Source organism: Humitalea rosea (genome assembly GCF_003253705.1).
Classification (GTDB): Bacteria; Pseudomonadota; Alphaproteobacteria; order Acetobacterales; family Acetobacteraceae; genus Humitalea; species Humitalea rosea.
In genome coordinates this window covers 40,553-64,654 of the sequence record NZ_QKYU01000010.1, presented here as the reverse complement: position 1 = coordinate 64,654, position 24,102 = coordinate 40,553, and the positions used below count along the sequence as shown (strand labels likewise).

Below are 24,102 nucleotides of genomic sequence, written 5' to 3'. Positions count from 1 at the left end.
CGCTTGGTGCAACGCGGAATGACGGTCAGGCCGGGCCAAGCACCTCGTCCGGCGTGCCGTCCTGCACCAGCCGGCCCGAATCCAGCCGGAGCACCCGCGTGCACCAGCGCCGGACGATCGACATCTCATGCGTCGCGATGACCATGATCTCGGCTTCCTGAACCAGCCGCGCGAGGCGTTCCTCGGCGCGGCCCATGAAGTCAGCGTCGCCTGCCAGGAACCATTCGTCCATCAGAAGGATCTGCGGGCGGATCGCCGTGGCCATGGCGAAGGAGAGCCGCACCGCCATGCCGGCGGAATAGCCGCGGATCGGTACGTCCAGGAATTCGCCGAGGCCGGAGAATTCGGCCGCCTCGTTCTCCAGCGCCATGGCGCTGGCATGGTCCATATTGCGGTAGAGCGCGCGCAGGCGGATGTTTTCCCGCCCCGTGCTGTCCGGGTCCATGCCGGCGCCCGGGTCGATCAGGCTGCCGATCTCGCCCTCGACCCGCAGCGAGCCCGCGACCGGCTCATAGATGCCGGCCAGCACCCGCAGCAGCGTGGTCTTGCCGGCACCGTTCTGGCCGACCAGCGCGACACGCTCGCCCCGCCCGATCGAGAAGGTCAATTGGCGTAGGGCCTGGACCACGACGCGGTTGCTCTCATCCGTGCGGACGCGGATGCCGGCCTTGGCCAGCAGCCGCTTCTTCAGGCTGCGCGCCGGCGCGTGATAGAGCGGGAAGTCGATCGAGAGGCTCGACGCCTCGATGCTTGCAGTCATCGCCTCAGACCCAGAACGCGATACGTCCGCGGAACCGGACGAAGAAGCTGAAGGCGATGCCCGCATGCAGCGCGGTGAACACGATCGCCGCCACCCAGGCGAGGATGCCGCCGCCGCCCTCGACCAAGGGGCCGCGAATCGTCTCCAGGATCGAATAGAAGGGGTTGAACGGCAGCCAGACCTTCACCGCGCCAAGCTGGTCGGGCTTCCACATGATCGGGGTCAGGAAGAAAGCGAGCTGCAGCACATTGCCCACGATCGGCCCGATGTCCCGGAACCGGGCGCAGAGCATCCCCAGCAGCATCGAGGCGGCGAAGCCGTTCACGCAGAGCAGCACGAGCCCCGGCAGCGCCAGCAAGGCCGCCCAGCCGGGATTATGGCCGAGCATGAGGAAGACGATCAGGATCAGCGGCAACTGGTGCAGCGCGGTCAGCGCGTTGCGGAAGGTGCAGCGCAGGGCGTGGATCGTGTAGGGCAGCTTCAACTGCCGGATCACGCCATCGACCTGGGTCATGCAGGTGGTGGCGTCATTGGCGAGCCCGGCCATCACCTGCCAGACGATCAGGCTGACCGCGAGATGCGGCAAATATCCGACCAGATCGACCTTGAACAACTGCGAATAGAGCAGCCCGAGGCCGCCGATCATCGCCGCCGCGGACAGCGTGAACCAGAATGGCCCGAGCACCGAGCCGCGATACCGGTTGCGCAGGTCCAGCCGGGCCAAGGTGAAGGCCAGGCGCCAGGTGGCGAAGCCCTCGCGCAGATCTTCGATCGCCCGCCCCCGCAGATTCGGGTTGTTGGCATCGATCACATGGATCGTGGGAGGGGGGAGGAGGGTGGGGGCGGTCGCCAGCATATGGGGCCGCCTATACCGCCCCGTTGCCCTCGCCGCCAGCGTCCACCGCCACCCGGCCCGCCTTGGCGCTACTTGTTCCCGCCTTGGCGCTACTTGTTGTAGACGGGCGCGCCATAGGCGGCACCGCCGCTGGTCGGGTTGTAGGCACCGGCCGGCGGCGGCGCATTGCCCGCGGCGCGGGAAAGCCGGGTGCGATCGCCGCGGTTGATCACGACGCGATCGCCGGCCTGGAGCCCTTCCTCATTGGTCTGGACCACGGCGATATCGCCGCCGCGATCCTCGCGGACCACGAATTCCACGGCACTGCCGCGGGTCACGCCGCCCTCGATCGCATTGCCGGCCAGGCCGCCGACGACCGCCCCGCCGAGGCCCATCAGCGCGCGGGAGCGCCAGTCGCCGCCAACGAAGGAGCCCGCGACGCCACCGGCCGCGGCACCGCCGAGCGCGCCAAGGCCGCTTTGCGAGCCCGCGACCTGCACCGGGCGCACGCCGACGATGGTCCCGTAGGAGATCGAGGCGGCGCGGCCGAGGCTGCCGGCGGAATAGGTCGAACCCGTGTTCTGCGGAGCACAGGCGGCAAGCCCGCCGCCAAGCACCAGCACCACCGCAAGTGCACGAAGCGGGGCGGAAGCGCGGAAATGGAACATGTTGGCGGGTCTCCAGCTGGTTATGGCGTAGCGATGTTGGCCCCCATGGGCGCGAAGTCCAGGCCGTACAGTGATGCCGCAATGCTTCTGCGCCAAACGCAACCTCGCGTGAGCAGCGTGTTACAGGCGCCCGCTGATGCGCGACATCATGGTTGGTGCTTGCTGATGACGCCCGGCTTCGGATAAGCAACCGGAGCGGGAAATCCTCAAAGGGAAGACCCGTCGTGCGCCCGGAGAGCCGGGGCACGAAATCAGGCGCGCGGTGCCGGGGGGTGGCACGCGTCTGAGGGACGGCTGGGCGGTTTGCCGCACGGTCGCTGCTCGGGCCCCAAGGCGTGGGTCCGGAGAGAAGGGGAAGCCGCCAGTGTACCGCATCCAGTCCTGCCCGAGCCCCAAGACCTGGTTCAGCGCTGGAGGCGCCTGGCGCTCCGCGCTGCTGGTCGGGCTGCTCGGCCTTGCCGCCTGCGGCTCCCAGCCGCGCCAGGTCAGCCCGAGTTTCGCGGCCGGCGGCCCTTCGCGGCCTTCATCCTATGATCCGCCGGGGCCGCCGGGGGATCCCTGGGGCCCGTATATCGCCGAGGCCTCGCAGCGCTTCGATGTGCCGCAGCGCTGGATTCGCGAAGTGATGCGCCAGGAAAGCGCGGGCCGCACCACCGCGACGTCGCCGGTCGGCGCCATGGGGCTGATGCAGGTGATGCCGGCGACCTATTCCGAGCTTCGCGCGCGGCACGGCCTTGGCAGCGATCCCTATCACCCCTGGGACAGCATCATGGCCGGCACTGCCTATCTGCGGCAGATGTACGATTTGTATGGCAGCCCTGCCTTCCTGGCCGCCTACAACGCCGGCCCGCGCCGGCTGGAGGATTACCTCTGGAACGGGCGCGGCCTGCCGGCCGAGACGCGCAACTACGTCGCCCGCATCGGGCCGCGCGTGGTCGATGCGAGCCCCCGCCGACGCGCCGCGCCGGAAATCTACGCGGCGGCCGAAATTCCGCTTTCGATCCCGTCCGGGCCGCGCCGCATGGACCGCAGCACGATGCTGGCGCTGCGCGAGCAGCGTGAGAACCTCGACCCCGGCATCCAGGTGGCGACGCTGCCGCCGGGGCCGGTCGTGGCCATGGCGCCGATCCCCGACGGCAGCACCTATGCCTCGACCCCGCTGGTCAGCAGCGGCTATGCGCCGGCCGGCTCCTTGCTCTCCGCCGCGGCGCCGGCCGAAGCCCCGGCGCGCCAGTTCGCCGATGCGCGCCTTGCGCCGACGATGCGGATGGAGCCGATCGTCAGCCCCGGCGATCTGGCGCCTCAGCCCGCCCCGGTCACGGCCGAGTCGCTGCCGCCGCCACCGGCCGCCGCCCCGGCGCCCCGCGCCGCGACGGTGCTGGCCAGCGCCGCCCCCGCCGCCGCGCCACGCGGGTTCCGCCTGGTTCCCACAGCCTCGGCCGATACCCTGCCGGGCGGGTTGCAGGCCGTGCTGGCGCGCCATGCGCCCCAGCCTCAAGCCCAGGCCCAGGCCCAGGCTCAGTCCGAGACGAGCTGGGCCGTCCAGGTCGGCGCCTTCGGCTCTGAACGTCTGGCGCGGGGCGCGGCCAGCCGGGCGCGGTCTGCCGTCCCCGTCGCCCAGGCCCGTGCCCTCGTGATGCCCGTGAGCCAGGGTCGCTCGACGCTCTGGCGCGCCCGTGTCACCGGGCTTTCGCGGGTTGCGGCGGAGGCCGCCTGCGGTCGCTTGCGTGCCCAGGGTGCCTGCATGGTTCTGACGCCCGACGCGCAAGGGTGAATTTTCGGTAACACCATATCGTAACAATCGAGACGATAAGGCTGAATTCGTTACCGGATGATATACACGCAGAGGTTGTGCTGAGGCCACGCCGAGGTATAGATTGCCGCCGCAAGCGGTATTCCGCATCCCGGAGATGTGCGTGTGTTAGATGCCACCTTACCGGCGTGTGAAGATCGGCGGCTTGCCGCGCTTCACGCGCTGGACATCCTCGACACCCCGCCCGAAGAGCGGTTCGACATCTTCACCCGTATCGCTGCCGGCGTGTTCGGGATGCCCATCTCGCTGATTTCGCTGATCGACGCTGACCGCCAGTGGTTCAAATCGGCGCATGGGCTCGATCTGCGGGAAACGCCGCGCGGCCTTGCCTTCGGCAATGAAGGGCTGGTCGAGGGCGAGGACGTGCTGCTGGTCCCCGACACCACGCGGGACGAACGTTTCCAGGACAATCCGATGGTGACCGGCGAGCCCGGCATCCGCTTCTTCGCCGGCGCGCCGATCCGCGATGTCTCGGGGCTGTCGCTCGGCACGCTTTGCGTGATGGACCGGGTGCCCCGGCTGCCGGGCCGGGCGGCGCTTGGTATGCTGAAGGATCTCGCGACCGGGGTCAGTTCGGCGATGCAGCTGAATGCGGCCCTGCGCCGCATGGGCACCATGGCCGCGACCGATCCGCTGACGGGCCTCGCCAACCGCCACACGCTTGAGCAGACCTTGAAGCTGGCCATCGGCGCGCTCGGCAGCCGGAGCGACGCCGCGGTGGGGCTGCTGCTCATCGATTTGGATCGGTTCAAGGAGATCAACGAGTTGTTCGGCCATGCCGGCGGCGATGCGGCGCTGCGCGAGGTCGGTCGCCGGATCCGCAGCGTCCTCAGGGACGCCGATCTGGCCGCGCGGCTGGGCGAGGATGAATTCGCCGTCGTCATCCGGGACCTGTCCAGCCCCGCCCAGGCGCTGGCGATTGCCGGCCGTCTGCACGGCGCCCTGGCCGCGCCCTGCATGATCGATGGCATGCCGGTGGCGCTGCGCTGTTCCATCGGGGTCGCCCTCGCGCCCTTCGACGCCATTGAGCCGGCGGGACTGCTGCGTATCGCCGATGCCGCGCTGTACCGCGCCAAGCGCACCGGGCGCGGCCGGACCCTGCGGCTGGCCGGGGCACATCTTCTGGGACGCGACACCGCCAAGGGCCTGCCCGGGCGGCAGGACATCGAGGCCGCGTTGCGCGCCAGCCTGACCGGGGACGCCCCCAAGCCCTTCGTGCTGGCCTGGCAGCCGATCTTCCATAGCAACGACGGGACGCTCATGGCCGCCGAGGCGCTGGTGCGCTGGCCGCGGCCGCGCCGGGCGCCGCTGGTCCCCGATGATTTCATCCCGGTTGCGGAGGCGACCGGGCTGATCACCCATCTCGACCGCTGGGTGCTGCGGACCGCCTGCGCCGCCGCCGCGAGCTGGGACAGCGACCTGCCGATCTCCATCAACATGTCGGCGGCCAATTTCTATTTGACCGATCTCCTGCCGATCGTGATGTCGGCCCTGGCGGAGTCGGGGCTGTCGCCCGATCGGCTGGAGATCGAGGTCACCGAGACGGTCTTGCTGCAGGACCCGGACGGGGTGCGGCAGCAGATCGACCGGCTGCGCGGCCTTGGCCTGCGTATCGCGCTGGATGATTTCGGCGGCGGGCACGGCACGCTCGGCTATCTGAACGCCTTTCCCTTCGATACCGTGAAGATCGACCGCGCCTTCATCCGCCAGCTGGATTCGGGCGAGCGGGCGGAAGCGGTGGTGCGGGCGATCATCCAGCTCGGCCAGGCGCTGTCGATCCGCACCGTCGCCGAAGGGGTGGAGACGCAGGCGCAGCTCGACTTCCTGACCGCCGCGGGCGCGACGGCGGTGCAGGGCTTCCTGCTCGGCGCCCCAATGCCCGAGGCCCGCCTGACGGCCCTGTTCGCGCCGCCCCTGGGCTGATCCCCGGCTTGCCCATCGCTGCCCAGCGGGGCAGAGAAGTGCGAGGGAAACGACTTGGGGCACTGGCATGGCGGATGACGCGACGGGTGGGGCTGGGGCGCCTGGGTTTTCGGCACTGGACCCGCTGATCCGGCCGCGTTCGGTCGCTGTGATCGGGGCCTCCGACGACCCGACCCGCATCGGCGGCCGTCCCATCTCCTACATGCTGGACCAAGGCTTCACGGGGGCGATCCTGCCGGTGAACCCGCGCCGCGCGACGGTGCAGGGCTTGCCCGCCTATGCCTCCATCGCCGATCTGCCGGTCGTCCCCGATGTCGCCATCATCGCCGTGCCCGCCGCCGCGGCGGCCGAGGCGCTGGGGGCGCTGGGCGCCAAGGGGTGCCGCGCCGCGATCATGTTCACCGCGGGCTTCGCCGAGGTCGATGCCGCCGGCGCCCGCGCGCAGGAGGAGCTGCTGGCGATCGCCCGGCGCCACGGCATCCGCATGCTCGGGCCGAACTGCCTCGGCGTGTTCAATGCCGCGATCGGGCATTACGGGATCTTCTCCTCCAGCTTCGAGAATGGCTGGCCGCATGCCGCCGGGACCAATGGCGGGCGCATCGGCATCGCCAGCCAGTCCGGCGCCTATGGCACGCATCTCTTCGCCATCGCCCGCGACCGCGGCATCGGCACGCCGCTGCTGGTGACCACGGGCAATGAGGCCGATGTCGGCCTGGCCGAGGTGATCGGCTGGATGGCCACGGCGCCCGAGGTCGATGTGATCATGGCCTATGCCGAGGGCATCAAGGACGGCCCGCGCTTCCTGGAGGCGCTGGCCCTGGCGCGGGCCAATCGCAAGCCCGTGGTGATGATGAAGGTCGGGCGCAGCGCGCTCGGCCAGGCGGCGGCACAGAGCCACACCGCCTCGGTCGCGGGCGATGACGCGGTGACCGATGCGGTGCTGCGCGAGGCCGGCGTCGTGCGCGCCCGCACCACCGAGGAGCTGCTCGACATCGCCTATGCCGCGACCCAGAAGGTCTATCCGGCGGTGAACACGCTCGGCGTCGTCACCGTCTCCGGGGGCGCGGGGGTGCTGATCTCGGATGCGGCGGAGAGCCTCGGCCTGCTGATGCCGCCGATGCCGCAGGCGGCGCAGGATGCGCTGCGCGCGAAAATCCCCTTCAGCAGCCCGCGCAACCCGGTCGATTGCACCGCGCATATCTTCAACGACATGACGCTGGTCGGCGACTTCACCCGCAGCATGGTCGAGGATGGCGGCTATGCCTCGGTGATCGCCTTCTTCACCCAGGTCGGGGCGTCCTCGACGGTCGCGCCGGAGCTGCGGCGGCATCTGAAGGCGGTGCGCGATGCCCACCCCGACCGGCTCTGGATCCTGTCGATCGTCGCCCCCGTCGAACGCCTGCGCGAATACGAAGCCGATGGCTTCCTCTGCTTCGAGGACCCGACCCGGGCGGTGGTCGCGGCCGCCGCGATGGGCCGCTTCGGCCAGGCCTTCGCCATCCCGGCCCCGGAACCCCCGCCGGCGCTGGAGATCGAACTGCCCGATGTGACGCCGACCGAGGCGGTGGCCAAGCAGATCCTGGCCGAGGCCGGCATCCCCATCGTCGAGGAATTCGCCTGCGCCGATGCGGAGGCCGCCGTGGCCGCCGCCACCCGCATCGGCTTCCCGGTGGTCATGAAGATCCTGTCGCCCGACATCCTGCATAAATCGGAGATCGGCGGCGTGCTGCTTGGCGTCGCCGACGAGGAGGCGGTGCGGGCCGGCTTCGCGCGGATCATGGAGCGTGCCACGGCGGCCGCGCCCAAGGCGCGGATCGAGGGCGTGCTCGTCGCCCGCCAGATTTCCGGCGGCGTCGAGATCGCCATGGGCATCCTGCGCGATCCGGTGTTCGGGCCGGTGGCGATGGTCGCCCTGGGCGGCATCTTCATCGAAATCTTCAAGGATACCGCCTTCCGCCGCTGCCCCTTCGGCGTGGAGGAGGCGGAGACCATGATCCGCTCGCTGCGCGGCTTCCCGCTGCTGGATGGCGCGCGTGGGCGGCCGGTGGCGGATGTGCCGGCGCTGGCGGCAGCACTCTCCGTACTGTCGCGCTTCGCCGCCGGGGCGGGGCCGACGCTGCTGGGGGTGGATGTGAATCCGATGCTGGTCCTGCCCGCCGGGCAGGGCGCCTGGGCCGCGGATGCGGTGATTGAAATCGGGGGAGGGCCGCATGGCCATTGATGCGACGACGCTGCTGAACTGGCCGGTGCCGGAGATCCGCGAGGTGCGGACGGCCAAGGACACCATCCTCTACGCCCTCTCGGTCGGCATCGGGCAGGACCCGATGGACACCGCGGCGCTGCGCTTCCTGGATGAGCGCCAACTGATCGCGCTGCCCGCGATGGCCGTCGTGCTGGGCTATCCGGGCTTCTGGCTCGGCGACCCCGCCACAGGCGTCGATGCGGTGAAGCTCGTGCATGGCGAGCAGGGGCTGACCATCCACAAGCCGCTGCCGGTGACCGGCGAGATCCTGGGGCGCACCCGCGTCACCGGCCTCGTGGATCGGGGCCCCGGGAAGGGGGCGCTGCTCTACTCCGAGCGCGTGGTGCTGGATGGCGCGACCGACGAGAAGCTCGCGACCCTGACCAGCACCACCTTCATGCGCGGCGACGGCGGCTTCGGCGGCGACACCGGCCCGGTCAAGGTCGCGCATCCCGAGCCGGACGCCGCGCCGGAGCTGTCGCTCGACCTCGCGACACGGCCGGAGCAGGCGCTGATCTACCGGCTGAACGGCGACTACAACCCGCTGCACATGGACCCAGGCCTCGCCGCCCGGGCGGGGTTCGAGCGGCCGATCCTGCATGGGCTCTGCACCTTCGGCGTGGTCTGCCACGCGCTGGTCCTGGCATTGTGCGAGGGCGATCCGGCGCGCTTCGGCGAGATGGACCTGCGCTTCTCCTCCCCGGTCTATCCGGGGGAGACGATCCGCACTGAAATCTGGCACCAGGATGGCGGGGCGGCGTTCCGCGCCCGCGTAGTCGAGCGCGATAAGGTGGTCGTCAGCAACGGCCGTTTCCGCTTCGCGGGTTGAGAGAAGGATGATGCGCGCGTGATCAACAAGATCGTTCAAACCATGGCCGATGCCATGGCCGGCGTGCCGGATGGCGGCATCGTGCTGCTCGGCGGCTTTGGCCATGTCGGCACGCCGAATGCGCTGATCGACGGGCTCATCGAGCATGGGGCGACGGACCTCACCATCGTCTCCAACAATGCGGGCGCCGGGCGCGAGGGCCTGGCCAAGCTGATGGCCCTGGGGCGGGTGCGGAAGATCATCTGCTCCTACCCGCGCAGCGCCGGCTCGGTGGTGTTCGAGGAGCTGTACAAGGCCGGCAAGCTGGAGCTTGAGATCTGCCCGCAGGGCACGATGGCCGAGCGCATGCGGGCCGCCGGCGCCGGCATCCCCGCCTTCTACACCCCCACCGCCGCTGGCACCCTGCTGGCGAAGGGCAAGGAGGAGCGCGAGATCGACGGCCGCATCTATGTGCTGGAACGCGCGCTGCGCGGCGCCGTGGCGCTGGTCGAGGCCTGGGAGGCCGATCGCTGGGGCAATCTCACCTATCGCCAGGCCGGGCGGAACTTCAACCCGGTGGTCGCCGCCGCCGCGGACCTCACCATCGTGCAGGCCCAGCATATCCGCGACCTGGGCGACATCGACCCGGAGCATGTCGTGACGCCGGGCGTCTATGTGGATAGGGTTCTGCACCTGCCCTATGGCGATCCTTCGATCGAGGGGAAGTGACATGAACGCGCCCACCATGATCCCGCCCACCATGATCCCGCCCACCATGATCCCGCCCACCATGATCCCGCTGGCCCGCCCCCCGCTGACCCGCGCGCAGATGGCCGCCCGCGTGGCCGCCGACATCCCCGAGGGCTGGTGCGTCAACCTCGGCATCGGCATCCCGACCATGGTCGCCGACCATGTCGCGGACCGCGAGGTGATCTTCCAATCCGAGAACGGCGTGCTCGGCGTCGGCCCGGCCCCGGCGCGGGAGGATATCCAGCCCTGGCTGATCAATGCCTCCAAGGCCTATATCACGCTCAAGCCCGGCGGCAGCTACGTGCACCACGCCGACAGTTTCGCGATGATCCGCGGCGGGCACATCGATCTCTGCGTGCTCGGCGGCTACGAGGTCGCGCAGAATGGCGACCTCGCCAACTGGGCGACCAGCAACAACGACACGGCCCCGGCCGTGGGCGGGGCGATGGATCTGGCCGCGGGGGCCAAGCGGCTTTGGGTCGTGCTGGAACACACGACCAAGGACGGGCAGCCCAAGCTGGTCGAGACCTGCTCCTACCCGCTGACCGCGCTGAAGGCGGTGACGCGGATCTATACCAACCTCGCGGTGATCGACATCGCGCCCCAGGGGTTTCTCCTGCGCGAGATGGCGCCGGGCGTGAGCTTCGACGCGTTGCAGGCCCGCACCGGGGCGAAGCTTCACCTCCCCGACTGACGACAAGAGGAAACGACAGGCATGAGCCAGCAATTGGCCGAGGATGATCGCGCGGAAAGCATCCGCATGATCCGTGACAGCGCGGCGGCGATCGCCCCTCCGGGGGGCGATCTCAAGCGCGTGCGCGCGCTGCGCTTCAAGACCCCCGGCTTCGACCCCGCGGTCTGGGCGGAGATGGGCGCGCTCGGCTGGACCGGGCTGCGGGTGCCGGAGGAGCTTGGTGGCTCGGGGCTCGGCATGGGCGAGTTCTGCGCCTTGGCCGAGGCGCTGGGCGCCGGGCTCGCGCCGGAGCCGCTGGTGCCTTGCATGCTCTCGGCCATGCTGCTCTCCGCTGCCGCCACCCACCCGACCACCTTGATCGGCAGCGGCGAGGCCGGCGAGGCTCTGGCCGCGATGCTGACGGGCGAGGCGATGGTGCTGACCGCCTGGCAGGAACGCGCCAATACGCTGGAGGCGCCGGGCACGCCGGGGGCCGCGCGGCTGTTCCTGCCGATGGCGGGCGGAGCCACGCATTTCCTCGTGCCGGTGCGGGAAGCGGCGGGGCTCGCGCTCTACATCCAGCCCGCGGCCGGCGCCGATCTGACCTTGGAGGCGACGCAGGATGGCGGCAGCTTCGGCACGCTGCGCCCCGCGGGCGGGGTGAAGATCCTCGATCAGTGCGCGGCGGTGCTGGAGCAGGCGCTGGGTGAGGCCGCCCTCGGCACGGCGGCGACCCTGCTCGGCGTGATGGACCGCGCCTTCGCGATCACGCTCGACTACCTCAAGACCCGCACCCAGTTCGGCCGGCCGATCGGCGCCTTCCAGAGCCTGCAGCACCGTGCCGCGGATCTGGCCATGGAGGTCGCCCTGACCCGTGCCAGCGTCGAGGCCGCGGCCGCGAGCCTGGATGCCGCAGCACCCAATCGCGGTGCGGCCATTGCCCGCGCCAAGGCCCGCGCCTCGGACTCCGCGATGCTGGTCACCCGCCAGGCGATCCAGCTGCATGGCGGCATCGGCTATACCGACGAGCACGACATCGGCCTTTATCTGCGCCGCGCGATGGTGCTGGCCAGCCTGTTCGGCGGTGCCGCTTTGCATCGCCGCGCCTTCATGACCCTGGCCCCGGAGAGCGGTGATGAGTGATCCGGCGATGAGTGATCCGGCGATGACGGGTCCGGGGCGCATGCGGATCATCGAGGAGCGCACCGGCGCCGTCCTGACCCTGACCATGGACTACCCGGCGCGGCGCAACGCGCTGGCGCTGGCGCTGCGTGAGGAGCTGGCCGCGATCCTCGACCGGGTCGAGGGCGATGCCGGGGTGCGCGCCATCGTGCTGACCGGCAGCGAGGGCGTGTTCAGCGCGGGCGGCGACATCTCCAGCATGAATGTCGCCGGCGCCGCCGCCGGGCGGGATCGGCTGCGCCGGGTGCATCGCGTGATCCGCATGATGGTCGCGGGCAAGACCCCGGTCGTCGCCGCGGTCGAGGGCTGGTGCGTCGGCGCCGGCCTGTCGATCGCCTGCGCCTGCGACACCATCGTCGCGGCCGAGGATGCGAAATTCGCCGCGGGCTTCGGCAAGATCGGGCTGATGGGCGACCTCGGGCTGCCCTTCACCTTGCCGGGCCGCGTCGGCGTGTCGAAGGCCAAGCAGATCCTGTTCTACGGCGCGCAGATCGCGGCACCGGAGGCCGAGCGCATCGGCCTCGTGGACCAGATGGTGCCCCCGGGACAGGCGCTGTCGGCGGCGCTGGAGAAGGCGCGCTTCCTCGCCGAGCAGGCGCCGCTTCCGCTGGCCTTGACCAAGGCCATATTGGCCGAAGGGCTGGACCGCGCGCTGGAGACCGAGCGCCACTACCAATCCATGCTGTTCCTGTCGGACGACCACGCCGAAGGGCGCGACGCCTTCCTGGCGAAGCGTCCGCCCCAGTTCACCGGAGGATAATGCGATGAACGCAGTCACCGATGCCGCCCCGGAGGATATGAACCTCCTCTCCGACCATGATTTCCGTCTGGTCGTGCGCCGCTTCATCGAGGCGAACTATCCGGCCGAGATCCGCAATCCGCCCAAGCGTCTGCATTGGTCGGAGAACAAGCCCTGGTACATGACCCTCAGCCGCCAGGGCTGGCTCGCGCCCGGCTGGCCGCGCGAGCATGGCGGCATGGCGCTCTCGCCGCTGAAGCAGATCATCATGATCGAGGAGATGGAGCGCTACGGCGCCGCCCGGACCAACGACATGGGCATCGTGATGATCGGCCCGCTGCTGCTGAAATACGGCACGCCGGAGCAGAAGGCGACGTTCCTGCCAGCGATCATCGCGGGCGAGCATGTGTGGTGCCAGGGCTATTCCGAACCCAATGCCGGCTCGGATCTCGCCTCCCTGCGCACCGAGGCGGTGCTGGAGGGCGACACCTATGTCGTGAACGGCCAGAAGACCTGGACCACGCTCGGCTCGGACGCCAACTGGATCTTCCTGCTTGTCCGCACCGACAAGGCCGTGAAGAAGCAGGAGGGCATTTCCTTCCTGCTGGTGCCGATGGACAGCCCCGGGATCACCGTGCGCCCGATCGTGAACCTCGATCTGCATGATGAGTTCTGCGAAGTCTTCTTCGACAATGTGCGGGTGCCTGCGTCCAACCTGGTCGGCGAGCCGAACAAGGGCTGGACCATGGCCAAGGCGCTGCTGGGGTTCGAGCGCATCCACCTCGGCTCCCCGAAGCAGTCCGCGCATGCGCTACAGCGCCTGGCGCAGCTCGCCGAGCGGATGGGCGTGTCCGAGGAACCGCAGTTCCAGGACCGCTTCACGCGGCTGCGGATGGATCTGGAGGATCTGAAGGCGCTCTACGAGACCTATGTCGAGCGGCTGCGGCGTGGCGAGGGCCTGCCGCCCAGCGTCTCGATGCTGAAGGTCATCCAGTCGGAGCTGTACCAGAAGATCACCGACGCGCTGCTCGATGTGGCGGCGGAGAATGCGGGGCTGCTGGAGCCGATGGAAGGCAACCGGGATCTGCATCCCTCGGGCATCTTCATCGCCGCGCGGCCTTCGACGATCTATGGCGGCAGCAACGAGATCCAGCGGAACATCATCGCCAAGAACGTGCTGGACCTTCCTGGCTGACGAAAAGCCGCGGGCGGCGCCATGGTGGCGCCGCCCGCGAGACGATCAAGGCAGCAGAACGCCGTCGATCACATGGATCATGCCGTTCGACGCCATGATGTTCGAGCGGAGGATCTTCGCCGGGGGCTGCACGTTGAAGCCGCCCACGCCGGTCTGGCGGTTGCTGGTGGCGCCGCCCTCGGGGATCTTGACCGAGATGGTCGGCGGCACGGCGCGGCCATCGAGATGGACCACCCCGCCATTCAGCGAGACCACATCCTCGAGACGGTCCTTGAACATCGCGACCGTATACGTGCCTTCGATGATATGGATGCCGACCAGCGCCGCGAGGCGAACAACGTCAGGCGAGCCACCCATGGAGCCCGTGCCACCCAGCAGATCCTGCATCAGCGAGGTCGGCACCAGATCGAAGGCAGCGGAGGTGGGGGCGAAGACGGTCAGGGGCTGCGTGCCCTTCAGCCGGTCGCCGAAGCCCGCGCGCTCCGCGAGGTTGCCGAACTTGGCGAGATCCGGGTTTTCGGCGAGGGTGGCGGCAAGGTCGCGCGGCGTGGTCTGGGCGCGGAGAATGGCGGGGCTGGCCAGCACGCCAGCGGCGGCGGCGATCATCATGCGGCGATTGAGCATCATCGGCTTGGTCTCCGTTACAGGTTCAATTGCGAGAAATCTTCGTCTCGGCAACAGAACGCGCTGCATCAGGCCAGGGTTGCGGCAACCGCGCCGCTCGCGCGCACGTTCGCTTTGACGTGACGACCCACTCCCCTCCGCACCGATCCGCCGCGCTGGTGCTCAACCCACGCGCCGGCCGCCTGTCCCGCCTCGAAGACCCCTGCACCCAGATTGTCGGGGCCATGGTCGAGGCCGGGTTCCGCCTGGTCGCCGATCCCGATCCGGATCTGCCCTTCGAGGCGCAACTGGCCCGCGCGCTGGCGGCGCGGCCGGAGGTGCTGGTGGTCGCTGGCGGCGACGGCACCATCGCCGCCTGCCTGCCCGCGCTGATGGGGGGCAGGATCCTCCTGGCGCCACTGCCCGGCGGCACCATGAACCGCGTGACGGAACGGCTGGGCCTGCCGCCCGATCCCGTCGAGGCGGTGGCGGCCCTCGGCCGGGCAAAGGAGTCCTGGCTGGACGTGGGGGAAATGAACGGGCGGTTCTTCCTGTACCAATCCATCATCGGCGCCCCCGCCCGCCTCGGGCGGTTCCGCGAGATGCAGCGCCATGGCGGTGCGTGGTGGCCGCTGGTGGTGGCAGCCCTGCGCGCCCTGCTGCGCCCGCCCGGCCGGAGCCTCACCGCCGGCTTGGGAACGCCGCGCCGGCGCATCCGCGCCCGCACCCTCGTGGTGACCGTGCCGCCCGGTGGCGGTGCGCTGCTGACCGAGGCCGTGCTGCGCGAGACACCCTGGCGCCGACTGTGCCAGATGCGCGACTGGATTCGCGGGCGGCTGCGCGACAATGTCGATGTGCTGGCCGTCGAATCCGAGTCACTGGTGGTGACCGGCCCGACCGCGGCGTTGCGGTTGACGCTGGATGGCGAGGTCACGATCGCAGCACCGCCGCTGCGTTTTCGCCTGCGGCGCGGTGCGGTGCCGGTGTTGCGGCCATGACGCGGATCGCGCTTCTCGCCGATCTGCATTTCGGCGCGCATGACCCGGCGCTGGTCTCGGCGCTGGAGGAGGATATCGCGCTGATGGCGCCCGATGTGGTGGCCGTCGCCGGCGACCTGACCTATCGCGCGCGGCCGGAGGAATTCACCGCGGCGGCGCGCTTCCTGGGCGGGCTCGGCCTGCCTGTGGTGGCGGTGCCGGGCAACCACGACATCCCGAGCCTCTCCCTCTTCGACCGGTTCCTCGACCCGTTTCGCGACTGGCGCCTGGCGATGGGGCCGGAGATGGAACCCGCCTGGTCCAATGCCGAGGTCGGCCTGCTGGGGCTCAACACGGTGCGCCGCGCCGCATTGCGCAAGGATTGGTCGGCGGGCCGGGTGTCACCGCCGCAGTTGCAGCGCTTGGCGGTGCGTGCCGCCGCTTTGCCGGGCCGCCTGCTGTTCGTGGTGGCGCATCACCCCTTCCTGCACCCGCCGGGCAATGAGACGCGGGGCAAGCTCGGCCGGGCGCCGCTGGCGCTCGCGGCCTTCGCGCGGCTTGGCATCACCGCCGTCCTCACCGGGCATTTGCATCGCCCAACGGTCATCGCCAACCCCGGCGCGCCGCTGCTGGTGATCACCGGCACCGCCGTGTCCTGGCGGCGGCCGCCCGGCGCGCAAAATGCCTGGAGCCTGATCGAAACCGCCGAGCGGGGCGTCATCGTCAGCCATCGCGCGCATGGGCCGGCGGGCTTCGCGCCTTTGGTGTAGCGGCGCCGAACCTAGGACCTGCCCCCGAAGTTCGCCGCTCTTCGCGGCGAGCTTCCGGGATAAGCAGGCCATTCAAAACAAAGGTTAGTGCCCCGAATCTGAAGGCAGCCGCATAGCGGCGAACTTCAGATTCGGGACACTACGCGATACCGCCCTGGTCGTTCGTATTCCGCCAGCGCTTGATCGCCCAGCCGGGACGCGGCCGGCGCTTGCGCTCGGGCGGGGGGGCCAGCCGGGCGCCCGCACTGCCCTTTAGCAGCGTCAGCGATCGGTCGTGGAATGCCTCCAGCCCCGGACGATGGCCGATCGAGATCACCGCGCTGTTCGGCAGCGCCGATTGCACCAGGCGCATCATCATGTCCTGGTTGTCCTCGTCGAGGGCCGCCGTCGCCTCGTCCATGAAGATCCAGCGCGGCTTCTGCATCAACAGCCGCGCGAAGGCGAAACGCTGCTGCTCGCCCAGGCTGAGGATGCGGTCCCACCGCTCATCATCGCCGAGCCGCGCGACAAGCTGGTCCAGCCCGACCTCGGTCAGCACCGCCTCCGCCATCTCCAACGAATAGGCCTCGGGGCCGGCAGGATAGGAGAGCGCGGCGAGCAAGGAGCCATTCGGGATATAGGGCCGCTGCGGCATGAACATCAGCGCGCTGCGCGGCGGCACATGGATCTCCCCCGCGCCCCAGGGCCAGAGCCCGGCGATGGCGCGGAACAGTGTGGACTTGCCGGTGCCGCTCTCGCCCTTGATGAGCACGCGCTCGCCCGGCAGGATCTCGGCCGAGGCACCCGCGATCACCGTGGTGCCATCGTAGAAGGCGACCTGCACGTCGCGGAACAGCAAGACCTCGCGCTCCTCCTCCCCGGTCGCCTCGATCACCTGGATGGTCGGCTGGGCGGGGTTGGCCTGCAGCGCATCCAGATCGTCCAGCGCCAAGCGGAAGGCGAGCAGCCGGGCGACAGCGCTGCGCCATTCGGCGATGCGGGGGAAGTTGTCGATCAGCCAGTTGAGGCTGCCCTGCACCTGGCCGAAAGCGGCGCCGATCTGCATCAGCCCGCCGAGGGTGATCGCGCCGGCAAAATAGGCCGGCGAGGCGACCAGCGTCGGGAACACCATCGCGAGGCTGCCATAGGCCGAGGTGAGCCACATCAGATGGCGCTGGCTGCGCATGAGCTCGGCCGCCGTCTCCCGCACCCGGATGAAGAGCGAGGCGAGGGCGCGGCGTTCGTCGGTCTCGCCCTGGATCAGCGCGATGGCCTCGCCATTCTCGCGGGCGCGGACCAGGCCGAAGCGGAACTCCGCCTCCGATCCCGCGCGGCGGATGTTGATGTCCACCATCGGCCGCCCGACCAGCCAGGTCAGCCCCGAGCCGAGGATCGCATAGATCAGCGCCGCCCAGACCATGTAGCCGGGGATCACCAGAGGGTGGCCGAACATCGTGAAGCGAAGCGCGCCCGACAGCGTCCACAGGATGCCGACGAAGGCCATCAGCGTCGTCACCGAGATCAGCAGACCGAGGGTGAAATCCACCGCGAGCTCGGTCGAGATGCGGGCATCCTCGGCCACCCGCTGGTCCGGGTTCTGCTGCGCGCCGCCGGTCATCTCAAGCTGGTAGTGCCGCCCGTCGCGCAGCCAGGCGCCGATCAGCCGCTGCGACAGCCATTCCCGCCAGCGCAGCTGGACGAGTTGTTTGAGGTAGAGCTGGTACACAGAGGCCGCCATCGAGATCGCGGCAAGCCCCAGGAAGACCAGCATCTGCATCGTGAAGGCCGGGCTGTCCCGGCTCTCAAGCGCGTTGAAGAAGTCCCGGTTCCAGATGTTGAACCGGATCTGGATGCCGACCTGGAGGAAGGTCAGCCCGATGACGCCGGCGATCAGCATGCGGGCATTGCCGCGATCGGGGGCGGTCAGCCAGTCGCGGGCGATACCGGCGAAGGCGGTGAGGGTGCCTGGCGGGACCGGCTCAGGTGTCGTGGTTGTGGGTTCGCTCAAGGCCGGCGCTCGATGCGGGGGGCGGGAAGGGGTTCAAGCTTGTCTGGATCGGGGCCGATCCGCTCGACATCCAGGGCCACCATGTCATCGCGGCGGGAGCCGATGCCGCTCGCCGCGATCTTCCGCCCGGCCGTGATGCGGCCGTCGGCCGCCTCGGCCGACATGCGCAGCACGCTGCCGTCGGTCAATATGGCGCCGATGACGTCGCCCTGCGGCGAGAACAGCGGCACCCTGACCGTGCCCGAAACCTGGAGCTGTTCGGTGCCGCGGGCATCGGTTGGGGTGAACCAGGCCGGGCGATCGACGAAACTCGGCTCGCGATCGGGGCTGGTGCTCCAGGCGAGCATGGTCACGACCGGGGCGCCGCGGGCGCGAACGCCCCAGATGGTGATGGCCTGGCCCGCGGGGGCGGCTTCCCGCATCGGCTCGGACACATGCGGCGGGAAGACGACCTGCGCGCCTTCGCGAAACAGCATCCGGTCATAGGCGCCTGCCGGGTTGATCAGCCAGCGCTCGACCGTGCCGGTGAAGGAGGGGAGCTGGGTGGGGTCGAACCAGCTACCGCGCGGCGGTGGCGCACTCGGCTGCGCCGCCGCGGGCAGCATGGGGGCCGCAAGCAGCAGGCCCAGGCCGAGACAGACCTGCCGCCTGGGAATCACGTCAGGCAGCCCAGCCGCGACCCGCGACCAGGGAGACGACAAACAGGATCAGGAAGATTACGAAGAGGAATTTGGCGATCCCGCTGGCAGCCGAGGCGACGCCACCAAAGCCGAGCACGCCCGCAACCAAGGCGACCACAAGGAAGACGAGAGTCCAGTAGAGCATGTGCGTGCCCCTTTCATGGCGAGAGCCGACGACGGTTTCCTAACGTCGGCGGCGCCTCGGCGGTTTCGCGCCCTCTCGCGGCCGGGGTTCAGCCGATCGGCACGGTTCCGTGGGTCACGGCCTGATAGGTCGCGATCGCCAGGGCCAGCGGCTCGAAGGGCTTGCTGATGACGAAGGCCGGCTCGACCCGCTCGGCGGTCAGCAGGCGTTCGGGATAGGCGGTGACGAAGATCACCGGGGCCCGCATCAGTTGCTGGATACGCGCCGTGGCGCTGATCCCGTCGCCGCCCGGCCCGAGGTTCACATCGGCCAGGATCAGGGTCGGCGGATGGGCGCGGGCCATGCGGACCGCCTCATCCTCGGTCCGTGCCATGCCGATGACGCGATGGCCGCAGGATTCGACCAGCATCCGCACATCCATCGCGATGATCGGCTCATCCTCGATCACCAGCACATCGGCGGCGGCGGCGGCGCGCAGCGCGGCGCGCGAGGCGGTGGCCTCGTCGCGTGTGGCCTCGGTCGTCATCCCCAGCACGCGGGCAACTTCCGTCTCCGGCAGGCCTTCCAGCGCCAGCAACAGCAGCACCTGCCGCTGCCGCAGCCCGAGGCCGCTTTCGCCGGCAAGCCCCGGCTGTATCGCGGAGGCGGCGGCGACCGCGGAATAGAAGGCCTGGCGGGCCGGCATCTCCGGCAGCCCGGCGCGCAACGCATCGGCGACCAGCGCGTCGCCGGCAGCCTGGCTCCCGGTCAGGGCGCGGGCGAAGCGGCGGGCATAGGGCAGGGCCCGAACAACCTCGGCTTGCGTTGGCACCGTCATCACCTAATCTCTCCGAACCTGACTTCGCTTCGTGACTTCAAATCGGCGGCAAGCGCGCAGGCCAAAAACCGCGCGGCGCCGCCCGGCGATGCGCGTTCCCGTGCGTTTGACCTGAACCGCGCTCCCGCACGGGCTTCCTTGGATATAGCATGCCGCAGCATTGTGATGAATTCCGGGCAGAGTTGGTGGCCCTTCTGCCCAAGCTTCGCGCCTTCGCCCGATTTCTCGCCCGCGATGCCGTGCTTGCCGATGATCTGGTGCAGGACACGGTGCTGCGGGCGCTGCGTTCCGGCCGGCCCGACGATCTCACGACCGACCTGCGGCTCTGGACCTTTGCCATCCTTCGCAACCGGTTTCGCGACCAGCGCCGCCGTGCCGCGGTCGAACGCGTCGCGCTGGAGCGACAGATGCCGACGGAACAAGGGCGGGCCGGCAACCAGGAGGCCAGTGCCGCGTTGAATGATCTCGACACGGCCTTGTCGCGGCTGCCGACGGTGCAGCGCGAGGCGCTGACCCTGGTCGCCGCCCTCGGGTTCTCGGTGGAGGAGGCGGCGTCCATCGCCGGCGTGCCGGCCGGAACCATCAAGGCGCGGATTTCCCGAGCCCGGCTGCGGCTTGCGCGCGAGCCGGCAGCGCCGGCGTGGCAGGGGAAGTGACTCCATCAGGGCAGGAAAGCCCCCTCATGCGCACAGGGTTTCATGCGTAATTAGCATAGCAGACATGCGATTTTCTTCTGATTAAAATGCAACCCATTCGTCGCCTCACGCGTCTGTCCAGCATGAACACCATCCGTGGAGAGAGTCTCGTGAGCAATATGACGCAGGACGACGCCATTCTGATGGACGAAGCCGTATCCGAAGTGGCCTCCAGCGCCGAGCGCGGCCTTCCCCCCGCCGAATTCCATCGTGAACTCGTCCAGGTCCTCCCCAAGCTGCGGGTCCAGGCGCTGTCCATGACGCGCAACCGGTCGGACGCCGATGATCTGGTGCAGGCCTCGTTGGTCAACGCGCTGTCCGCCCGGACCTCCTTCGAGCCCGGCACCAATCTCGGTGCATGGCTTTATCGTATCATGCGGAACCGCTTCCTCTCCGATATGCGCCGCCGCCGCCCGACCGTCGACATGGATGACGCGCCGCAGGAAGCCTTCACCACCGCGCCGTCGCAGGAGGACAATGTCGCTCTGCGTGAATTGCGCGTGCAGATGGCCCGCCTCCCGGAAGACCAACGCACCGCTCTGGTGATGGTGACGGTGCAGGGCATGTCCTACGACCAGGTCGCCGAATTGACCGGCGTCGCGGTCGGGACCGCCAAATGCCGCGTGTTCCGCGCCCGCAAGCAGCTTCAGGCCTGGCTGGTCGGCGATGCGAAGCCGGCGCCCTCCACCACCCGCGGTGTTGCCGCCTCGGCCCAGGCGTCTCAGTCTGGTGTCCGCCGCTCAGTTTCGAGTAAGGTGCGCGAGCAAATCGGGCATGCGGGTCATGTCGGCATCGGGGTCTGATGGATCGATCTAATGACAAGCCGCCTGACTGGGGCCAGACAAAGGCCGGAGGCAACATGACCGGACGAGGCCGCAAGGCCCTGCCCGATGCGGCCTTCGATCTTTGGCTGGAGCGCGGACTGCACGCCATGTTCGACGACGTCGCCCAGGAGCCCATCCCACCTGAACTGCTGCGCCTGATCGAGGAGGATCGCCGGAAGTGATCCGACCGGACTGGCTGAGGTGCCCGATGGGCAGCGCCAGATGACCAGCGCGCGGCAGGCCCACCTGCCGCGGTTCTTGTCTGGGGTGCGCGGACGGCTTCTGGCTCTCGTTCTTGTCGCCGGGACGCCGGTGATCGGCATTGCCGGAGCGAATGCGCTGCTCGCCTATGACCGCGACCTGTCCTCCAGCCTGCGGATGGTTGAGTTGCTGCGTGAGGCGGCAGCCGGGCGCCATGCGACCGCGCTCGCGGGGTTGCGCGGCATGGTCCTGGGGATCGCCGGCGCGGACGCCCTTGGCGACGTGCGATGCGATGGCGAGCTGCGCCGCCTCCAGGCGAATTTTCCGGATCGCTACACGAATATCTGGGCGCTGAACGCAACGGGGCGCATCACCTGCTCCGCCCTTCCCGTGGCCGGGGCCGGCACCTATGCGGAGTTGGATTACGTCACGGCCGCCCGCCGGGCGCAGAGCTTTGCCCTCGGCGCCTTCAAGATTGGCGAGGTCTCCGGCCAGCCGGTGATCGTCGGCGCCGCACCGATCATTGAGGATGGCGAGATCAAGGGCATTATCGCGGCGGGCCTTCGGCTCGATGCGTTTCTGCGCCGCACGCCCGAGGGCACCCAGCCGCATGACATCTGGCTGCTGGACGGCCAGGGCGGGCTGCTTGCGGTGACGCAGGCGCCGCCGGACAACCTGCCGGCCCCGGCGGCGCTGGAGCGGCTGATCGCGGCCGGGACCGCGGCCGCCGATCTGCCATCGCGTAACGGTGTGCCGCACGCCTTCGCGACCCTGGCGCTCGACCCCGATCTGCGACTGCTGGTCGGCATGTCGAACGCCCCGATCGCCGAAGGCGCCTGGATCGCCTTGATGCAGCGGCTTGGGGAACTCGCGGTCTTCCTCGCCGTCTGTCTGGCGGCCATCATCCTCGGCTCCGAGCTTGCCATTTCGCGCCCCTTGCGGGCGCTTTCGCAACGGGTGCGGAGCTGGCGTCCGGGTGAGCCGTTCCGTCCGGCGCGCGGCTGGTCGGCACCGCTGGAAGTCGAGGCGGTCGGAGCCGCCTTCGGCCAGGTGGTGGAATCGCTGACGAAGCGCTCGAACGAGCTTCAGGCCGCCTTGGCGCAGAACGACCTCGTCATCGCGGAAATGCACCACCGTGTGAAAAACAACATCCAGGTCATCGCCTCCTTGCTGACCCTGCAGGCGGCGCGGGCGCCGGATGTGGCATCGGAGGCCGCTCTGGCCATGGCGCGCGACCGGGTGCGGGCCCTGGCGACGCTGCATCGCCATCTCTACGCCCGGCCGCAGATCGAGGCGGTGGGGATCAGCGCCTTTCTTGCGGAGCTTGGCCCGCAGCTCTTCGCCGCGGCGGGAGAGCTGCGCCCCGGTCGCATCCACCTTGAGCTGGACGTGCAGGACATGGAGGTGCTGGCGGACCAGGCCGTGTCCCTGGCCCTGCTGGTGACCGAATGCCTGATGAATGCCCTGCGCCATGCCTTCCCCCACGGGCGTGGCGGCGTCGTCCGGGTGTCGGTGCATCTGGTCGAAGGCATCGTGACCCTGGCGGTCACCGATGATGGGGTGGGCCGGGAGGGAGATCCGACGTCGGGGATCGGACTGACCTTGATCGAAGGCTTCGCGGCGGCCTTGGGCGGCCGGCCGGAATGGGGCGGTCCGCCGGGTACAAGCCTTACGGTAAGGTTTCCTTTACGGGAGGCAACGGCTCGGCCGCTGGAGCGTTAAGGCCAGGACATCAACAGGAGTCCCGCCTCATGACCCCCAGCCTGCGTGCCGCCCTTTGCGTCCTGACGCTCACCCTTCCCCTGATGGCCTGCAAGGAGGAAGGGCCCGCCGAACGTGCCGGCCGCAGCCTGGACCGCGCCGGCGAGAACCTGCGCGACGCGGTCGATCCGCCGAGCGGGCCGGTGGAACGCGCGGGCCGGGCCATCGACCGCGCCACGAACTGATCCCAGCGGAACATGCACAAAAAAAGGGGGGCTTCGGCCCCCCTTTCGTTTGGCCTCAATTGCCGAAGGTGAAGGCCGGCAGCGCGCGCAGGGACTCCTTGGTGGCGCCCGCCAGGGTCACCTTGTTGTCGGGGGCGATGCGCAGATCGCTGAACGGGATCGCGACCAGCTTGCCGCCGAGGCCGAGGAACCCGCCGACCTGGATGATCGCCACCAGCACCCGGTCCTGCTGGGTCACCACCAGATCCTCGACCGAGCCGATCCGTTCATCCGAGGGGTTGCTGACCGCCGCGCCGATGATGCGGCTGGCACGCAGGCCACCGGTCAGCCGGATGGCATCCACCGTGACCAGGCCCGCGGGCGTGTTTCTCTGCGGCGTCGTGGCGGTCTGGGCCATCGCCGGGACCGTGGCCAGGGTGCCGAGGAGGATGAGTGTCGTGATGCGCGCGCGCATGGAAGCAATCCTTATCCGTTGAGCTGCCACTTGATGCGGCATGCCGCTGCAACGCGGTGCATCGGATCGGGGTTTCGGTTAGAAGCGATGCAACCTGACCACCGCCTCCACGTTTTCCCGTCATCGCAACGCTTGAAGGACCAAACCCATGGGAACCACCACCGGACGTGCCATCGATGCCGCCGAACAGACCGTCGCCGGGCTGCGCCGCAAGGTCGAGACCGTGATGGATGAGCAGGTGACACCGGCGCTGGCCGGCGCGGCCGATGCGGTCCAGGCCAAGGCCGAGGACGTCTATGGCCGCGCCAAGGCCGAGGCCGATACCCTCGCCGCCCATGTCCGCAACCGTCCGCTGACCTCGGTCGCCCTTGCGGCCGTGGCGGGTTTCGTCGCCGCCCGCATCATCGGACGCTGA

At 69.5% G+C, this 24,102-nt stretch carries 26 protein-coding genes; 17 read left to right on the top strand and 9 right to left on the bottom strand.

Annotated elements, in window-relative coordinates; all coding sequences use genetic code 11:
- Positions 1-25 precede the first annotated feature (25 nt).
- The 3 genes from C8P66_RS10130 to C8P66_RS24700 form a co-directional block, all read right to left on the bottom strand.
- Positions 26-760: an ABC transporter ATP-binding protein gene (locus C8P66_RS10130; protein ID WP_245903409.1), complete on the bottom strand. Its 735-nt coding sequence runs from the start codon at positions 758-760 to the stop codon at positions 26-28.
- Between the two features lie 4 nt (positions 761-764).
- A complete protein-coding gene (locus C8P66_RS10125) occupies positions 765-1,616 on the bottom strand; it encodes an ABC transporter permease (protein ID WP_111398139.1) in 852 nt (283 codons plus the stop codon).
- Between the two features lie 89 nt (positions 1,617-1,705).
- Positions 1,706-2,263 carry an outer membrane lipoprotein gene (locus C8P66_RS24700; RefSeq protein ID WP_111398138.1) on the bottom strand — a complete coding sequence of 186 codons (558 nt, stop codon included), beginning with the start codon at positions 2,261-2,263 and terminating at the stop codon, positions 1,706-1,708.
- 364 nt (positions 2,264-2,627) lie between these two features.
- Between C8P66_RS24700 and C8P66_RS10115 the strand changes: the two genes are divergently transcribed.
- The 9 genes from C8P66_RS10115 (at position 2,628) to C8P66_RS10075 (ending at position 13,588) form a co-directional block, all read left to right on the top strand.
- Positions 2,628-4,037 carry a lytic transglycosylase domain-containing protein gene (locus tag C8P66_RS10115; RefSeq protein WP_111398137.1) on the top strand — a complete coding sequence of 470 codons (1,410 nt, stop codon included), beginning with the start codon at positions 2,628-2,630 and terminating at the stop codon, positions 4,035-4,037.
- Between the two features lie 138 nt (positions 4,038-4,175).
- The gene (locus C8P66_RS10110; protein WP_111398136.1) at positions 4,176-5,999 is read left to right on the top strand and encodes an EAL domain-containing protein; all 1,824 of its coding nucleotides are present in this window, start codon (positions 4,176-4,178) and stop codon (positions 5,997-5,999) included.
- 67 nt (positions 6,000-6,066) lie between these two features.
- The gene (locus tag C8P66_RS10105) at positions 6,067-8,220 is read left to right on the top strand and encodes an acetate--CoA ligase family protein (RefSeq protein WP_111398135.1); all 2,154 of its coding nucleotides are present in this window, start codon (positions 6,067-6,069) and stop codon (positions 8,218-8,220) included.
- The gene (locus tag C8P66_RS10100) at positions 8,210-9,070 is read left to right on the top strand and encodes a MaoC family dehydratase (RefSeq protein ID WP_111398134.1); all 861 of its coding nucleotides are present in this window, start codon (positions 8,210-8,212) and stop codon (positions 9,068-9,070) included. Before C8P66_RS10105 ends, C8P66_RS10100 begins: the two co-directional genes overlap by 11 nt.
- An 18-nt stretch (positions 9,071-9,088) precedes the next feature.
- Positions 9,089-9,778, top strand: a complete 690-nt coding sequence (locus C8P66_RS10095) for a 3-oxoacid CoA-transferase subunit A (protein ID WP_111398133.1) — start codon at positions 9,089-9,091, stop codon at positions 9,776-9,778.
- A 61-nt stretch (positions 9,779-9,839) separates the two neighbouring features.
- Complete coding sequence (locus C8P66_RS10090; RefSeq protein WP_281271342.1) at positions 9,840-10,493, top strand: 3-oxoacid CoA-transferase subunit B; 654 nt, start codon at positions 9,840-9,842, stop codon at positions 10,491-10,493.
- Positions 10,494-10,514: 21 nt separating this feature from the next.
- Positions 10,515-11,615, top strand: coding sequence for an acyl-CoA dehydrogenase family protein (locus C8P66_RS10085; protein WP_111398132.1), 1,101 nt, complete (start codon positions 10,515-10,517; stop codon positions 11,613-11,615).
- The gene (locus C8P66_RS10080) at positions 11,608-12,414 is read left to right on the top strand and encodes an enoyl-CoA hydratase/isomerase family protein (RefSeq protein WP_245903405.1); all 807 of its coding nucleotides are present in this window, start codon (positions 11,608-11,610) and stop codon (positions 12,412-12,414) included. Before C8P66_RS10085 ends, C8P66_RS10080 begins: the two co-directional genes overlap by 8 nt.
- A 4-nt stretch (positions 12,415-12,418) precedes the next feature.
- Positions 12,419-13,588, top strand: coding sequence for an acyl-CoA dehydrogenase family protein (locus C8P66_RS10075; protein ID WP_111398131.1), 1,170 nt, complete (start codon positions 12,419-12,421; stop codon positions 13,586-13,588).
- Between the two features lie 45 nt (positions 13,589-13,633).
- On the opposite strand, the gene C8P66_RS10070 is transcribed toward C8P66_RS10075, so the two are convergent.
- Entirely contained in the window at positions 13,634-14,215 is a 582-nt protein-coding gene (locus tag C8P66_RS10070) for a fasciclin domain-containing protein (protein ID WP_158537194.1), read from the bottom strand.
- Positions 14,216-14,370: 155 nt separating this feature from the next.
- Between C8P66_RS10070 and C8P66_RS10065 the strand changes: the two genes are divergently transcribed.
- A complete protein-coding gene (locus C8P66_RS10065) occupies positions 14,371-15,189 on the top strand; it encodes a diacylglycerol/lipid kinase family protein (protein WP_158537193.1) in 819 nt (272 codons plus the stop codon).
- Complete coding sequence (locus C8P66_RS10060; protein ID WP_111398129.1) at positions 15,186-15,938, top strand: metallophosphoesterase family protein; 753 nt, start codon at positions 15,186-15,188, stop codon at positions 15,936-15,938. The genes C8P66_RS10065 and C8P66_RS10060 overlap by 4 nt, the downstream gene beginning before the upstream one ends.
- Positions 15,939-16,077: 139 nt before the next feature.
- On the opposite strand, the gene C8P66_RS10055 is transcribed toward C8P66_RS10060, so the two are convergent.
- From C8P66_RS10055 to C8P66_RS10040, 4 genes are all read right to left on the bottom strand, one after another.
- Entirely contained in the window at positions 16,078-17,925 is a 1,848-nt protein-coding gene (locus tag C8P66_RS10055; RefSeq protein WP_111398128.1) for an ABC transporter ATP-binding protein/permease, read from the bottom strand.
- The gene (locus tag C8P66_RS10050) at positions 17,922-18,530 is read right to left on the bottom strand and encodes a hypothetical protein (RefSeq protein ID WP_158537192.1); all 609 of its coding nucleotides are present in this window, start codon (positions 18,528-18,530) and stop codon (positions 17,922-17,924) included. The genes C8P66_RS10055 and C8P66_RS10050 overlap by 4 nt, the downstream gene beginning before the upstream one ends.
- 55 nt (positions 18,531-18,585) lie before the next feature.
- Positions 18,586-18,750, bottom strand: a complete 165-nt coding sequence (locus C8P66_RS10045; protein WP_111398126.1) for a DUF1328 domain-containing protein — start codon at positions 18,748-18,750, stop codon at positions 18,586-18,588.
- Positions 18,751-18,838: 88 nt separating this feature from the next.
- On the bottom strand, positions 18,839-19,567 hold the full coding sequence (locus C8P66_RS10040) for a response regulator (protein ID WP_111398125.1): 729 nt from the start codon (positions 19,565-19,567) through the stop codon (positions 18,839-18,841).
- A gap of 185 nt (positions 19,568-19,752) precedes the next feature.
- On the opposite strand from C8P66_RS10040, the gene C8P66_RS10035 reads away from it, so the two are divergent.
- The 5 genes from C8P66_RS10035 to C8P66_RS10020 all read left to right on the top strand — a co-directional run bounded on the left by C8P66_RS10035 (position 19,753) and on the right by C8P66_RS10020 (position 23,233).
- Positions 19,753-20,223 carry a sigma-70 family RNA polymerase sigma factor gene (locus C8P66_RS10035; RefSeq protein WP_245903402.1) on the top strand — a complete coding sequence of 157 codons (471 nt, stop codon included), beginning with the start codon at positions 19,753-19,755 and terminating at the stop codon, positions 20,221-20,223.
- 158 nt (positions 20,224-20,381) lie between these two features.
- A complete protein-coding gene (locus tag C8P66_RS10030) occupies positions 20,382-21,065 on the top strand; it encodes a sigma-70 family RNA polymerase sigma factor (protein ID WP_342768011.1) in 684 nt (227 codons plus the stop codon).
- 56 nt (positions 21,066-21,121) lie between these two features.
- Positions 21,122-21,268 carry a hypothetical protein gene (locus C8P66_RS23990; protein WP_170141569.1) on the top strand — a complete coding sequence of 49 codons (147 nt, stop codon included), beginning with the start codon at positions 21,122-21,124 and terminating at the stop codon, positions 21,266-21,268.
- A gap of 85 nt (positions 21,269-21,353) precedes the next feature.
- The gene (locus C8P66_RS10025) at positions 21,354-23,009 is read left to right on the top strand and encodes a sensor histidine kinase (protein ID WP_245903422.1); all 1,656 of its coding nucleotides are present in this window, start codon (positions 21,354-21,356) and stop codon (positions 23,007-23,009) included.
- Between the two features lie 29 nt (positions 23,010-23,038).
- The gene (locus C8P66_RS10020; protein ID WP_111398122.1) at positions 23,039-23,233 is read left to right on the top strand and encodes a hypothetical protein; all 195 of its coding nucleotides are present in this window, start codon (positions 23,039-23,041) and stop codon (positions 23,231-23,233) included.
- 55 nt (positions 23,234-23,288) lie between these two features.
- Here the strand turns inward: C8P66_RS10020 and C8P66_RS10015 are convergent, their stop codons facing one another.
- Positions 23,289-23,687, bottom strand: a complete 399-nt coding sequence (locus C8P66_RS10015; RefSeq protein WP_158537190.1) for a PRC-barrel domain-containing protein — start codon at positions 23,685-23,687, stop codon at positions 23,289-23,291.
- 148 nt (positions 23,688-23,835) lie between these two features.
- On the opposite strand from C8P66_RS10015, the gene C8P66_RS10010 reads away from it, so the two are divergent.
- Positions 23,836-24,102 carry a hypothetical protein gene (locus tag C8P66_RS10010; protein WP_111398120.1) on the top strand — a complete coding sequence of 89 codons (267 nt, stop codon included), beginning with the start codon at positions 23,836-23,838 and terminating at the stop codon, positions 24,100-24,102.

Excerpts from the sequence above, each read along its gene's own strand:
- C8P66_RS10130 (WP_245903409.1), bottom strand. The coding sequence starts at position 760 with ATGACTGCAAGCATCGAGGCGTCGAGCCTCTCGATCGACTTCCCGCTC.
- C8P66_RS10125 (WP_111398139.1), bottom strand. The coding sequence starts at position 1,616 with ATGCTGGCGACCGCCCCCACCCTCCTCCCCCCTCCCACGATCCATGTG.
- C8P66_RS24700 (WP_111398138.1), bottom strand. The coding sequence starts at position 2,263 with ATGTTCCATTTCCGCGCTTCCGCCCCGCTTCGTGCACTTGCGGTGGTG.
- C8P66_RS10105 (WP_111398135.1), top strand. The coding sequence starts at position 6,067 with ATGGCGGATGACGCGACGGGTGGGGCTGGGGCGCCTGGGTTTTCGGCA.
- C8P66_RS10100 (WP_111398134.1), top strand. The coding sequence starts at position 8,210 with ATGGCCATTGATGCGACGACGCTGCTGAACTGGCCGGTGCCGGAGATC.
- C8P66_RS10090 (WP_281271342.1), top strand. The coding sequence starts at position 9,840 with ATGATCCCGCTGGCCCGCCCCCCGCTGACCCGCGCGCAGATGGCCGCC.
- C8P66_RS10085 (WP_111398132.1), top strand. The coding sequence starts at position 10,515 with ATGAGCCAGCAATTGGCCGAGGATGATCGCGCGGAAAGCATCCGCATG.
- C8P66_RS10080 (WP_245903405.1), top strand. The coding sequence starts at position 11,608 with ATGAGTGATCCGGCGATGAGTGATCCGGCGATGACGGGTCCGGGGCGC.
- C8P66_RS10075 (WP_111398131.1), top strand. The coding sequence starts at position 12,419 with ATGAACGCAGTCACCGATGCCGCCCCGGAGGATATGAACCTCCTCTCC.
- C8P66_RS10070 (WP_158537194.1), bottom strand. The coding sequence starts at position 14,215 with ATGATGCTCAATCGCCGCATGATGATCGCCGCCGCCGCTGGCGTGCTG.
- C8P66_RS10060 (WP_111398129.1), top strand. The coding sequence starts at position 15,186 with ATGACGCGGATCGCGCTTCTCGCCGATCTGCATTTCGGCGCGCATGAC.
- C8P66_RS10050 (WP_158537192.1), bottom strand. The coding sequence starts at position 18,530 with ATGCTGCCCGCGGCGGCGCAGCCGAGTGCGCCACCGCCGCGCGGTAGC.
- C8P66_RS10045 (WP_111398126.1), bottom strand. The coding sequence starts at position 18,750 with ATGCTCTACTGGACTCTCGTCTTCCTTGTGGTCGCCTTGGTTGCGGGC.
- C8P66_RS10040 (WP_111398125.1), bottom strand. The coding sequence starts at position 19,567 with ATGACGGTGCCAACGCAAGCCGAGGTTGTTCGGGCCCTGCCCTATGCC.
- C8P66_RS10030 (WP_342768011.1), top strand. The coding sequence starts at position 20,382 with ATGACGCAGGACGACGCCATTCTGATGGACGAAGCCGTATCCGAAGTG.
- C8P66_RS23990 (WP_170141569.1), top strand. The coding sequence starts at position 21,122 with ATGACCGGACGAGGCCGCAAGGCCCTGCCCGATGCGGCCTTCGATCTT.
- C8P66_RS10020 (WP_111398122.1), top strand. The coding sequence starts at position 23,039 with ATGACCCCCAGCCTGCGTGCCGCCCTTTGCGTCCTGACGCTCACCCTT.
- C8P66_RS10015 (WP_158537190.1), bottom strand. The coding sequence starts at position 23,687 with ATGCGCGCGCGCATCACGACACTCATCCTCCTCGGCACCCTGGCCACG.
- C8P66_RS10010 (WP_111398120.1), top strand. The coding sequence starts at position 23,836 with ATGGGAACCACCACCGGACGTGCCATCGATGCCGCCGAACAGACCGTC.